Genomic DNA, 13427 nt, shown 5'->3' with positions numbered 1-13427 from the left:
CGGCAGAGGGAGGTCTTCTTCTCCGCGATCTCGTCGACGAAGGCACGCACTTCCGGCGGTAGGACATCCCCGGCCCCGCAGCCGACGATCTCCTCGCAGGCGACCCCCAGCAGACGCGCCGCGTTGCGGTTGCACTGGACCACCGTCCCCTCCGTATCGAGCCCCAGCACCCCCACCGGGAGGGCATCGAGGATATTCTGCGACGCGCTGAGGACCCGGTTGCGGAGACTGAGCTCCGCGGTCCGCTCGGCCACGATCCGCTCCAGGTTCTCGTTCATGAGGCGGAGCTCCTCATTGGAGTTGCTCAGTTCCTCCACGAGCTGGGCATTGCGCTTGTGGAGCTGGTAGCGCTCCAGGGCGTTGGCGATGGTCACCTTCAGCTCTTCGTCGTTCCACGGCTTGGGGACGAAGCGGTAGATCTCCCCCTCGTTGATGGCCGAGACGATGGCGGCCGTATCGGCGTAACCCGACAGGACGATCCGCACCGTATCGGGCCACCGGGCGCAGACCTCCCGGAGGAAGTCGACGCCGTTCATGACCGGCATCCGGTAGTCGGAGATGACGATCTGCACCGGCTCCACCTTCCCGAGTATCTCCAGCCCCTCGGCCGCCGACGTGGCGGTGAGGAGCTCGTAGTCGTAGTCGAGGAGCATGCGCTCAAGCGCCCTCAACACGTTCGTCTCGTCATCCACGCAGAGAATCCGCACTGGTTCGGCCATGGTACCTCCTGTCTAGCTTGCCTGTTGTGTCACAGGGATGAGGACGGTGAAGGTCGTCCCGTTCCCCGGCTCGCTCTCGACGCTGATCTCCCCCCCGTGCTTCCTGACGATGTCATAGCTGATGGAGAGGCCGAGGCCGGTACCCACCCCCACTTCCTTGGTGGTGAAAAACGGCTCGAAGATCCGCCCCCTGATCTCTTCCGGGATCCCGCAGCCGGTGTCGGAAACCCGGATCGCGATCCACTTCCCCTCATGGGTGGTGCCGACCCCGATCTCCCCCTGTCCCTCGATGGCATGGGCGGCGTTCACCAGCAGGTTCAGGAAGACCTGGTTCAGCTGCTGGGGATTGCAGCGGACGGCGGGGATATCCCCAAGCTCCTTCTTCACGGTCGCCTTGTACTTGATCTCGTTCCAGGCGATGTTCAGCGTGCTCTCCAGGCATTCGTTAATGTCGGCCAGCTTGGTCTCGGCATCGTCGACTCGGGAGAAACTCTTCAAGTCGGCGACGATCTTGCGCACCCGCTCGGTCCCTTCCAGCGATTCGTCGATAAGCTTTTCCGTGTCGTTGAAGATGTAGTCGAGCTTGAGGGCCTGCCTCTTCTGTGCCAGTTCCGTCGCCACCTCCAGGGAGAGTGCGGCCAGCCGCTCCCCCTGGAAGCCGATGTAGTCGACGAGCCTCCCCACATACTTGCGCAGGGTCCCCAGGTTGCTGGAGATGAAGCCGATGGGGTTGTTGATCTCGTGGGCGACCCCGGCGGCCAGCTGGCCGATGGAGGCCATCTTCTCCTGCTGAAGCATCTGGGCGTGGGTAGCCTTCAGCTCTGCGTAGGCTTTCTCCAGTGCCCGGCTCTTCTCTTCCCTCTCGGCGTTAAATGACCGGAGCTGGTCGTGCTTTGCCGCCAGTTTCCGTTCCGACTCCCGCAGTGCCTCTTCCACCTTCTTCCGCTCGGTGATGTCCTTCACGGTCCCGAAGACCCGCACCGGTTTTCCGTCGCCGTCGAAAAACACCTCCGCCTCGGCGTGGACCGTCCGCTCGGTCCCGTCCGGACGCACGAAGTTGTGCTCCAGGTTGAACTTCGCCTCGTTGCGCAGGGACGCGGCCGCGGCATTCTCCACCACCTCCCGCTCGTGGGGGCTGACGAGGCCGATAAACTCCTCCCTCGTGCCGGAGAAGGTGCCGGGGGCAAGACCGGTTATCCGGTACATTTCGTCCGACCAGGTAATCGTGCCGGTAGCGACGTCGAGCTCCCAGTTGCCGACGTGGGCCAGGCGCTGGGACTCGGCAAGCATCGCCTCGCTGCGGGCGAGGGCCTCGTTCTCCCGGTCGAGGGCCTCGATCATCCGGTTGAATGCCGCCGCCAGGATGCCGATCTCGTCCTGCCGGTAACGGTGGAAAAACCGCGCCCCCCCTTTCTTCAGGGAGAACTCCTGCACGTGCCGCGTGAAGCTCGCCAACGGGACCGTGAGGAAGTTCATGAGCCCCCAGACCAGCGCCACGGAGAGAAGGGCCGAAACGGCGAGCGCCGTCTCCAGGAACACCTTCGCCTTGTTCACCGAGCCGTAGGCTTCGGAGAGCGGGGTGCTCGCCGCCATGATCCAGCCGGTGGTCCTCAGCCGCTTGAAAGAGGCGAGCATCGCCACCCCGCGGGAATTGACCGTCTCTCCGCTCCCCTCGAAGCCTTTCAATGCCCGGTCGAAGAGCATGTTGGCCCCCGGCGGCACGTCCTTCCTCATGATCCGGTCGGCATCGGGGTGCATGATCATCGTCCTGTCGGAATCGTAGAGATAGACGTACCCCCCCTTGCCGAGCCTGAGGTGCGCCAGCTTGCCGAGGAAGTTGTGCCGGGTGAGGTCGATGCTTCCGATGAGGATCGCCTCGATCCTTCCCCGCTTGTCCAACAGTGGCGCCGTCAGGTTGATGATCGGCATGCCGCGTTTCTGGAAGGTGATGAACGGTTTCGAGATATGCGGCCGGCCGCTCTCCATGGTCCGGAGGAAGTACTCTCGCCCGGAGTAATCGTTGCGGAGCATGTCCGGTTCGAAGGGGCTTATGGCGCTCATCCTCCCCGAGGGAACGATGAGCGCCACGCAGTTGTCGAAGATGAGGCGGGTATCTTGCCTGCTGTCGAGGTATTCCTGGGCACGGGAGAAGTCGCGGGGGAAGGAGGCCGCCACCGCCACGAGCTCACCCTGGGCCGTGGCAAGCTTGTCGTCGAGCTCCGCCGCCAGGGCGGATACCAGGACGAACTGCTGATCGGAGGCGTTGCGCCTGATCTCCTGCCGGAAGAAGGTGAGCGCCACAAAGCTCAGCGCCGCGATGATCGTGACGATCAGGACGGAAACGGCGACCGATATCCTGGTCTTCATGCCCGTGGCGACCGCTCCTCTCATGGCGCCTCCGCCTCTCCGGAAGGGTCCGTCGGGAGCCGGACGGTGAAGACGGTCCCCTTCCCCTGCTCGCTCTCCACGGCGATCTCGCCGCCATGCTTCTTCACGATGTCGGAGCTGATGGAAAGGCCGAGCCCCGTCCCCTTTCCCGCTTCCTTGGTGGTGTAGAACGGCTCGAAGATCCTCTGGAGTTTGTCGGGAGGGATGCCGCACCCGGTGTCCGCCACGGAGACGAAGACCGACCCGTCCTGCGCCCGGGTCGTGACCGTGATCTCCCCATGGCTCTCGATGGCGTGGGCCGCGTTCACCAGCAGGTTCAGGAAGACCTGGCCAAGCTGCTGGGGATGGCAAACGACAGGGGGAAGCTCTCCGTACTCCCGCTTCAGGGTCGCCTTGTACTTCAGTTCGTTCCAGGCGATGTTGATGGTGCTCTCCAGGCACCCGTTCAGGTCGATGCGCTCGGGGTCGGCTCCATCGGAGCGGGAAAAGCTCTTCAGATCGCGGACGATCCCGCGAACCCGCTCCACACCCTCCTGCGACTCTGCCACCAGATGCCGGCAGTCGCCGAGAATGTAGTCGATCCTGAGGGAGCGGCGCATCTCCTCCAGCTCGTTCCTGGCCTGGCATCCAAGCTGGGCAAGCCTCTCGGACTGGGCCGCCACGAAGGCGGTGAGCCGTTCCAGGTACTTGTCGAGGGTGGTCAGGTTGCTGGCAATGAAGGCGACGGGGTTGTTGATCTCATGGGCCACGCCGGCGGCCAGTTGACCGATGGCTGCCATCTTCTCCAGTTGCAGCGCCGGGGCGAGTGCCGCCATATGTTCGGTGTTGCTCCGCTCCAGCTCGGCCAGGGCCAGCTTCTGCCCGGTCACGTCCCGCCACGAGACGACCGCGGCGGTCGCTTTCCCCTGCCGGTCGGTGACGGCGGAGATGACATAGTCGAAGACCCGCGCACCGGCGGAGGCCGGATACCAGGTCTGTCCCCGCAGCACGGCAGCGGTGTTGAGGACCGAACGCACCTCCCTCTCGTGCCCTTCCATCACCTCAGCGGGCAAGCCGGTCTCCCGCCAGTGCCGCCCGATCAACTCCTCCTCGCTGCGGCCGAAGAGTTCGAGCCCCGACCGGCTCACGCAAATGAAGCGGAGCTCCTCGTCGAGCACGAAGTGAAGGTCGGGGCTGACCGTAAGGATCGTTTCGAGGAGCCGGGCGCGCCCGGTCTCCCCTTCGGGCGACAGTTCGTCATGTTCCGGGGAAAATTTTATAGCTTCCATGTGGTGCCTCGACTCAGGAGAGCTTCCTGTCCCGGCCGGACAGGCGGAGGGGGGCGCCGTTGCCCACGATTAAATGAACCTCTAAAATTACTTATCGGTCGGTTTGGAAAAAAGTTGCGCCGGCGGGCATCAGGGATTTCCTGAAGAGAAGGGGAAAAAACGAAAGATTTGCCGCCCTTACCCGTTCCCCTTGTCAGGAGACAAGGGGAGGTGGATGGTGAACGTCGTCCCCTTCCCGACCTCGCTTGCCACGGTCAGCTCCCCGCCGTGCTTCTTCACGATATCGTAGCTGATGGAAAGCCCGAGCCCGGTCCCCTTTCCCACCTCCTTGGTGGTGAAAAACGGCTCAAAGATGCGGGAAAGGATCGCCTCGGGGATGCCGCACCCCGTATCGGAAATGGCGATAAGGATCGCGTCGTTTTCCTGCCACGTCCTGACCGTAATCTCTCCCTGCTTCTCGATGGCATGGGCGGCATTCACGAGGAGGTTCATGAAGACCTGGTTCAGCTGTTGCGGATAGCAGCGGGCGGGGGGGATCTCCCCGTACTCCTTGTGTAGCGTCGCCTTGTACTTCAGCTCGTTCCAGACGATGTTGATGGTGCTGTCGAGGCACTCGTGCAGGTCGGCCATCTTGTATTCCGCCTCGTCCACGCGGGAGAAGCTCTTCAGGTCGGCGACGATCTTCTTGACCCGCTCGGTGCCGTCGAGGGACTCGGCGATAAGGCTGCCGACATCGCCGATGATGTGATCGACCTTGAACTGTTTCCGCGAAGCGGCGACCTTCTCGCTGTCGGCCGGATCGTTTCGCGTGAGTATCACCTCGCTCTGGACGTCGATGAACCCGGAGAGACGCTCGGCGTATTTCCCGAGGGTGCCGAGATTGCTCATGATGAAACCGATGGGGTTGTTGATCTCGTGGGCCACCCCGGCCGCAAGCTGGCCGATGGAGGCCATCTTCTCCCGCTGGAGCATCTGGGACTGGGCCTCCTTCAGCTCGGCATAGGCCTTCTCCAGCTCCGCGTGGACCTTCTTGATCTCGGTGGTATCGTGGAGCGTTATGACGGCACCGCCTATCTCCCCCTGCTCCGCCCCGCCGTACTCGTACCGGGTGAGATGGAACCATTTTCCCAGCCCCTTGTGGAACAGCTCCCTCTGATTCTGCCCCTCCATTTCCGGCGTGAGGACGATCTGCTGCCACTCCTTGCCGAGAATCTCCTTATAGGGTCTTCCGGCGAACTGGACGACCGCCTGGTTGCTCCGCTTGATGCACCCCTCGCTGTCGGTGAGGATGACGACATCCTGGATGCAGTCGAGGGTCGTCTCCCATTCGCGCTTGACCGTCTCCACCTGCCGGAAGAGGGCCTGAAGCTCGGCATGCTTGACGGCCAGGTCGGCCTTGCTCCTGAGCAGCTTCCGCTCGTTATCCTTCTGCTCGGTTATGTCCCGGGCAACGGAGAGGAGGCATTCTTCGTCACCGAGGACGACGATCTCCGCCGACCAGAGCATGGTACTGATCAGGCCGTTCTTGATCCGGAAGCGGACCTGCCAGTTGCGCACCCCCCCATCCCGCCATGCCGCGTCGATCAGCTGCTGCCTCTGGTCGGGATCGACCCAGCACCCGAGCTCGATGGAGGTGGTGGCGGAGAGTTCCTCCCAGGGATAGCCGGAGGCGCAGACGAAGACGTCGTTCGCGTCGATAAACCTGCCGTCCCGGACGGTATCGATGATGATCCAGTCGGGGCAGGCGTGGAACACCTTGGAGAACTTCTCCTCCGACTGGCGTAGCGCATCTTCGGCGAGCTTGCGCTCGGTGATGTCGTAGCAGGCGCCGATGTACCCGGCGAACTCCCCCTCCGGGTCCCGGAAGGGACGGCCATGATCGACGATCCAGCGGTACTCGCCGTCGTGGCGGCGAAGCCGGTACTCCATGACGAAGGGGGTGCGGGCCGCGAACGACTCGCGGTACGTCTTGAGGCATCCCTCCAGATCGTTCGGATGCACGCCTGCGGCCCATCCTTCCCCGAGCTCCTCCTCCAGCGTCCTCCCGGTGAACTCCAGCCAGGTGTGGTTCAGGTAGTCGCACGAACCGTCGGTCCCCGAGCGCCAGATGAGGGCCGGGAACTCCTCGAAAAGGGAGAGATAGAAATCTTTCAGGAGCATCACGTTGTCTTCGGCGATCTTGCGGTCGGTGATATCCTGGAATGTCTCGATGACCGCCACCAGCTCCCCATCGGCATTCCTGATGGGTGCCGCCTCGAAGGAGATGTAGCGGTCCTTTCCGCCAAGGCCGAAATACCACCCTTCCGCCTGCAGACCGTCCCTGGCGAGGATGGAGGGGGAAAACTTCACGTAAAGCTCGGAGAGATCGCCCTGGCCCTGGTCGATGATGATATCCGACAGAGTGGGGCGCCTGCGATGGTAAAACGGCTCCCACTGCCGGTCGGTGCCGAGCATCTCCCCGGCCGGGAAGCCGGTCAGCTCCTCACACGCCTTGTTCCAGAAGAGGACCCGGTGTTGGGGGTCCAAGACGAAGATCGGGGCGGTTGCGTTGCTGATCAGCTTTTCGGCGAAGTCTATCTGGGCGAGGAGCGCCTCCTGCTGCCGCTCCAGCCCCTCCACCATGGTATTGAAGGTTTCGGCCAGGGTTCCGATCTCGTCCGCCGCCGCCCTGAAGTACTTTCTTTCCCCCGTCTTCCAGCGAAGATCGGCGACATGCTGCGTGAAACGGAGCAGGGGTGCGGTCAGGTACGCCATGGCCAGCCGCACGACGGCCACCGAAAGAAGGACCGCCGCCACCAGGGCGCCGAAGAAGTACTTCTTTGCGGCATAGATGGGAGCGTAGGCCTCCTGCAGGGGATAATGGGCGGCCAGGATCCAGTCGGTGGAGCGCAGCCTCTTGAAGGAGGTGATTCCCCTGATCCCGAGGGAATTCACGTTCTCCATGCTCCCCTCGAACCCCTGGATCGCCCTGTCGAAACCGGGGTTTTTCCCGGCGGCCACCGCTTCCAGAATCCGGGTCCGATCGGGATGGATGATGAGCGTTCTCCCGCCGTTAAAGGCGTACAGGTAGCCGGTCTTGCCGATCTTGGCCCTCAATGCCCCTTTGAAGAAATTATCCTTGAGCAGATCAAAGCTCCCGGCGAGGATGCCGACGAGCTTCCCGCCGGGGCCGAAGAGCGGAACCGTGAACATGATGGCCGGATTGTGGCGCTGTTTGGTCGACTGATAGGGGATGGAGATGTGGGGGCGGCCCGTGGCCACCGTCTGGCGGAAGTATTCGCGGTAGGAGTAGTCCCTCCCCCGCATGCCCGGCTCATAGGGGGTCTGGGCGATCAGCCTCCCCGTCGGCGAGAAGAGGAACAGGCCGTCATCGAAGACCGACAGCGACTCCCTGCAGCCGTCGAGAAATTTCTGCGCCCGTTCGGGATTGCCGTAAACATCGGAAGGGACCCGCTTTGCCGTCTCGGCCATGACATGGCTGCTGATCGCGATCTTGTCGTCGATCTCCCGGGCAATGGATGAGACGAGGACGAACTGATTGGAAAAAATCGACTGCTTGAACACCCCTTCGAAATACGCGTAGGCAAAGAATGCCAGCGACGACATCAGGGCCGCCACCAGCAGAAAGACCGCAACGGTCATCTTCGTTTTCAGGCTGACTGCTCGCATGACTTTGCCCCGCTTCTCCAGGAGGATGACTTCGCACTTGGGAAAAGGAAGTTCACGCCGGAAGGTCCCTCTGGATAGGCGCGATGCTGAAACTTTGTCCAGGCGTTTACGGTATCCTTATCGGGGAAAACCGTAAAAACTTTAGTCCAATGTTCCGGAATTTCCTATGGGGGATTGTTACCCCTCACCCGGCCTTCAGTGGGAAAGGGTTTGGCTTTTCCCCTCGCCCTGAGGGAGAGGGGGAGGGGTGAGGGGGAAAGTGTCAGTTTGAAGGCAATTTAGAATAAGAGGGGGCTTGGAAGAGTCATAAAAGCTTTGAGGTGAAGGTTACATCAAGGAAAGAATATCCCCATGGCTGGTGATGCGAACAAACGAAGGGAGGTCCGTCTTGTAAGCGACAAACGGCACCCCGGCGGCTTCCGCGGCAAGACGGTCCACCTCGGAGTCGCCGACGAAGAGGGCCTCTCCGGGGGCCACGGCGAAGTGTTCCAGCACCTTCAGGAGCGGCTCGGGATGGGGTTTCGGGTTTGCCACCCCGGCGGCAGTCATGACGATGCCGAAATAGGAGTCGAGGCCGAACGACCGGAGGACCATCTCCATGGAGGTGGAGCGGTTGGTGCAGACGCCGAGCCCCACCATCCCCTGCAGCGCATCGAGGGTCTCGCGAAATCCCTCCTCCATGATCATGAGCGGCACGAAGTCACGGTAATCGATCCGTCCGGCGCAGCGCACCGCCTCCTCCCAGTCGCCGCGGTCGGGGAAAAAATGGGCCAGCACCTCCCGGTTCGCATAGGTATGGAGGATCCGCATCTGCTCTTCATTTCCCTCATCGAGGGGGGCGCGCCCCATCATCGCCATGATCCGCTGATAGAACGCCAGATTGGCCCGGAAGGAGTCGAACATGACCCCGTCACAATCATATATTATCGCCTTGTATCGCTGCACGTCCCCTCCACCAGCCTCTCCCGTCTCCCGTCTCCCGTCTCACTTCTCACCCTTCTTCCCCATCGCCTCCAGATATTCCTCCCACTCGATGGGAAGGAGGTACTTCTTCCTGTTGTTGCACTCCTTGCAGGCCGGCACGACGTTGCCGCGGGTGCTGGTGCCGCCGCGGACGATGGGGACGAGATGGTCCATGGTCAGCTCGTCCGGCGGGAAGCTCCGGCCGCAATAGTGGCAGATGCCGCGGGCGACGCGGTTCTTCCACCACTGACTCCGCCGCAGTTCCCGGGCCTTCTCCTTCTCCCTCTTTATCTGTTGTTCCGAAACGTCGACGATGAAGTAACTCACGTGTAACTATTCACCTCAGAGCTGTAACTCCCCCTGCCCCGGGGAAAATGCTGCACAAATTCCCTTAAGGCGCGCTACCGGCGCATCAACTGCTCGGCCTGCCTGCGGAAGGCGTCGATGGCTCCGCGGGCAAGGAGATCACACCGCTCGTTTTCCGCGTGCCCGTTGTGTCCCCTGATCCAGACCCACTCGACCTTGTGGCGCGTGGTGAGCTCGATGAGCCTCTCCCAGAGGTCCCGGTTCAGAACCGGCTCCTTCCTGCTGTTGACCCACCCCTTTCGGACCCAGCCGGGGAGCCACTCGGTCATCCCCTTGACCAGGTACTGGGAGTCAGTGGTAACGACGACCCGGCACGGACGGGTGAGGGCCTCCAGCCCCCTGATCGCTGCGGTCAGTTCCATCCGGTTGTTGGTCGTCATCCCCTCGGCACCCGAGAGTTCCTTCTCCGTCGTCCCGCAGCGAAGGATGGTCCCCCAGCCGCCGACGCCCGGATTGCCGCTGCACGCGCCGTCGCAGTAAATCTCAACCCTTGTTGACATAGGCACCTTCCGCCCGGAGGAGATCGGCGATGGCCGCCATCACCCGTTCGACGATCAACTGATGGGTTTCCTTGCAATCGTCGCGTGAGTAGAGATCGGAAAAATCAAGCGGTTCACCGAAGATCACCGTGGCCTTCTGGCCCAAGCCCGGGAACTTCCAGCGGTTGAGGCCGACGAGAGCCGTCGGGATGACGGTCGGGCGCACGTCGTAGATGATCTTCCCCACCCCCCGGTTCCCCGGCCCCAGCACGCCATCCTTGTGCCGGGTCCCCTCGGGAAAGAGCATCACCTTCTCGCCTTCGAGGAGTTCGTTTATGACCTTGCCGGCCCGAACGTCCCGCCCCCGCTTGACCGGAAATGCGCCCCACGACGAGTAAAGCCGCCCCTGGAAGCGCTTGCGGAACAGCTCCTCCTTTGCCGGCGCCCAAAGCATCTGCATAGGATAGGTTTTCAGGATCGCCCAGGGGAGGAAGATGGTCTCATAGGCGGAGATATGGTTGGACGCAATGAGAACGCCCCCTGCGCGGGGAACGTGCTCTATCCCCTTGATCCGGAATCCGTTGATGGTGGATGCGTAGAAACCGATGACGTGGGCGGAAAACGTAACCCACAGGCGGCGCATGAATGATGCCTTCAAGAAAACCTCTGTGCGCGTGGAATGCTTTGTTTATAGCATTTTTCCCGAAATGCGGGCAACAGGGAATAGCCTCACGTTCTTTCACCCCGGCACCGGCCAGCGCGGCGCGCAAAAAAAGAGGGAGGTGTTGCCACCTCCCCCATACGCGACTGCGTCTGCCCGCCTTCGTGGTTGCGGGTCCGCAGCCTGAACACGGTTTAGACGATACCTACCGGAGCTGGCCGACGCACGCCCTCGCATCAAGAAGCGTCACGATGCCGTCCCCGTTGATGTCGAGCCGTGGTTCGTTCTTTCCTCTGCCGGCAAGGATCAGAAGAAGGTCAGCATAAGTGACGCCCCCGTCACCGTTGACATCGCAGTTCAGAGTCGGCGAGGTTCCCGTGCCATCCCCGACACTGAGCTTATCTGCCGAGATGCTCTCCACCACCTTGATGGTGAAGGTCTGGTAGGCCGACGATCCCTTCGAATCCCGCGCCCTCACGGTAACCTTGTAATTTCCGGTACTGCGGGGATACCAGGTAATCACCCCCGTCGAAGAACCGATCGACATCCCCTCCGGCTTGGAAGTGAGGGAATAGGAGATGTCATCCCCGTTCGGGTCGACGGCACTGACCTCGTACCGGTAAGTCTGTCTCTTCACCGCGGTCGTTATGGGTGTCGAGGTGAACGTCGGCGGGCTGTTCGTCGCGCTCTCCCCGACGGTGACGGTGAAGCTCTGGGTAGCCGTCCCCCCCCTGCCGTCAGACACTTCTACGGTGACGGTGGAAGACCCCGTTTGCGAGCTCGTCGGGATCCAGCCGATGATGCCGGTGCCGGAACTGATGACCATTCCCGACGGAGCGGCAGCAAGGGTGTAGGTCAGGGTGTCGCCGTCCGGATCCGTTGCATTTGCGTCATAGGCGTAGGCGCTTCCTGCCGTTGCCGTCGTGACCGGGGTGGAGGTGAACGTCGGTGGATTGTTCGCGGCAGGGGCGGATGATGTCACCCTCACGGTAAAGCTTTGGGTGGCCCTTCCCCCTTTGCTGTCCGCCACTTCGACGGACACGCTCCGGTCGCCGACCTGGGAAGCGGTCGGAGTCCAGGAGATCAGGCCGGTGGCGAGATCGATCGTCATCCCGGACGGGGCCGAGGTCAGCCGGTAATAGAGGGTATCCCCGTTGTAGTCGGTTGCCTGCACGTCATAGGCGTAAGGGATATCCACCGTGGCCACGGTGACCGGGGTCGAGGTTATTCTCGGCGAACTGTTCCACGGTCTCTTTGCAATGGTCAGTTTGTAGTTCTGGGTGGCGGAGAGGCCGGCCGGATCGGTCACTTTCACCGTAACCGTATAGGTGCCCGTACTCTCCGGTCTCCAGTAGATCAGGCCCGTTGCCGCATCGATCGTCATCCCGGACGGCCTGGCAGTCAATGAGTATCTGAGGGAATCGCCGTCGGGGTCGGACGCCTGCACCTGGTAGTAGTAATAACCTTCCTCATACCCATTGGTCACCGGCAGGGAGCTTATGACCGGAGCCTGGTTGGTGGTGGCTGCACTGTTCACCGTCAAGGTGAAGCTCTGGCTGGCAGAGAGACCGCCCGGATCGGTCGCCTTTACCGTTACCGTATAGGTCCCGGCAACGGAGGTCGGCCAGGAGATCAGGCCGGTGCTGCTGATCGTCATCCCGGCGGGATTTCCGGCGAAGGTGTAGCTCAGGGTCTGGTTTTCCGGGTCGGCAGCCGTCACCTGGTAGCTGAACGCTGCCGGTGCGGTGATGGTGGCCGCAGGGATCGCCGTCATGGTCGGAGCCTGGTTGGGCGCCGCGGTTACCGTCAGGGAAACAGTTGCAGTGGCCGTGGTGTAGTTGGCGCTGTCGGTCGGCGTGAAGTCGGCCTTGAGGGTTACCGTGCCGGCGGTATCAAGTACCGTCCCAGCGGCCGGGGTGTAGACGAATGTCCCCGGTACGCTCGCCGTGGCGTTCAGCTGGGTGCTGGAGAGCGCCGTGCCGACTGCTACCGCGGACGGCGTTGCCCAGGCGATGGTCGGCGTCGCCCTGGCGATTACCAGGGTGCCGGTGGCGCTTCCCGTGTAGTTCGGGTCGGCTACGGTGCCGACCACGGTGTAGCTTCCCGCCGCGCTCGGGACGGTGGCGCTCCCGTTGTAGGTGAAGGTGACGCTCTTGCCCGCCGGGGTGGTGGTGGCGGTGGCGCTCTTGGCCGTGCCGTCGTAGGTGGCGCTCAGCCCCCCCAGGGTGACCGTGGCGGCGGCCTTGTCCACCGTGAGGGTGACGCTGGCGGTGGTAGTTGTGTAGTTAGTCGTGTCGTCAGGCGTGAAGGTCGCCGTCAGGGTCTGGCTCCCGGCGTCGAGGATCGCGCCGGCCGCCGGACTGTAGGTGAAGGTTCCGGGGACGCTCGCCTGGGCGTTCAGTTGTGTGGCGGAGAGCGCCGTGCCGTAGGTGATCGCAGTCGGCGTCGCCCAGGTGATTACCGGCGCCTGTTTGGTGTTGACGGTGATGCTCACGCTCTTGGTGGCCGTGGTGTAGTTGGTGGTGTCGGTCGGCGTGAAGTCGGCCTTGAGGGTTACCGAGCCGGCGGTATCAAGTACCGTCCCCGCGGCCGGAGTATAGATGAATGTCCCCGGTACGCTGGCGCCGGCGTTCAGTTGCGTGGAAGACAACGCCGTGCCGACTGCTACCGCCGACGGCGTTGCCCAAGTGATTACCGGGGTCGCCTTGGCGATTACCAGGGTGCCGGTGGCGCTTCCGGTGTAGTTGGGGTCGGTTACGGTGCCGACGACGGTGTAGCTTCCCGCAGCGGTCGGGGCAGCGGCGCTGCCGTTGTAGGTGAAGGTGACGCTCTTGCCCGCCGGGGTGGTGGTGGCGGTGGCGCTCTTCGCGGTGCCGTCGTAGGTGGCGCTAAGTCCCCCCAGGGTGACGGTGGC

General features: G+C 62.8%; 9 protein-coding genes. All 9 read right to left on the bottom strand.

Annotated elements, in window-relative coordinates:
• Window positions 1-719 (bottom strand): response regulator (locus M6689_RS10890; protein WP_298271445.1); only part of this gene is annotated, 719 nt, incomplete at its 3' end.
• Window positions 720-731: 12 nt separating this feature from the next.
• Window positions 732-3110, bottom strand: a complete 2379-nt coding sequence (locus M6689_RS10885) for an ATP-binding protein (protein ID WP_298271443.1) — start codon at window positions 3108-3110, stop codon at window positions 732-734.
• On the bottom strand, window positions 3107-4375 hold the full coding sequence (locus M6689_RS10880) for an ATP-binding protein (protein WP_298271440.1): 1269 nt from the start codon (window positions 4373-4375) through the stop codon (window positions 3107-3109). Before M6689_RS10880 ends, M6689_RS10885 begins: the two co-directional genes overlap by 4 nt.
• A 177-nt stretch (window positions 4376-4552) precedes the next feature.
• Window positions 4553-8044 carry a PAS domain S-box protein gene (locus M6689_RS10875; RefSeq protein WP_298271438.1) on the bottom strand — a complete coding sequence of 1164 codons (3492 nt, stop codon included), beginning with the start codon at window positions 8042-8044 and terminating at the stop codon, window positions 4553-4555.
• Between the two features lie 327 nt (window positions 8045-8371).
• Complete coding sequence (locus M6689_RS10870) at window positions 8372-8989, bottom strand: HAD family hydrolase (RefSeq protein WP_298271436.1); 618 nt, start codon at window positions 8987-8989, stop codon at window positions 8372-8374.
• Between the two features lie 39 nt (window positions 8990-9028).
• Entirely contained in the window at window positions 9029-9334 is a 306-nt protein-coding gene (locus M6689_RS10865; protein WP_298271432.1) for an HNH endonuclease, read from the bottom strand.
• A 74-nt stretch (window positions 9335-9408) separates the two neighbouring features.
• On the bottom strand, window positions 9409-9873 hold the full coding sequence (gene rnhA / locus M6689_RS10860; RefSeq protein WP_298271430.1) for a ribonuclease HI: 465 nt from the start codon (window positions 9871-9873) through the stop codon (window positions 9409-9411).
• A complete protein-coding gene (locus M6689_RS10855; RefSeq protein ID WP_298271427.1) occupies window positions 9857-10510 on the bottom strand; it encodes a 1-acyl-sn-glycerol-3-phosphate acyltransferase in 654 nt (217 codons plus the stop codon). The genes rnhA and M6689_RS10855 overlap by 17 nt, the downstream gene beginning before the upstream one ends.
• A gap of 208 nt (window positions 10511-10718) precedes the next feature.
• On the bottom strand, window positions 10719-13427 hold a 2709-nt coding region (locus tag M6689_RS10850; RefSeq protein WP_298271425.1), incomplete at its 5' end, for a putative Ig domain-containing protein.

The sequence above is a fragment of the Geobacter sp. genome, from assembly GCF_027327745.1.
Classification (GTDB): Bacteria; Desulfobacterota; Desulfuromonadia; order Geobacterales; family Geobacteraceae; genus Geobacter.
Note: the sequence above shows the minus strand (reverse complement) of the source record. Positions and strands in the feature narration are given on the sequence as shown.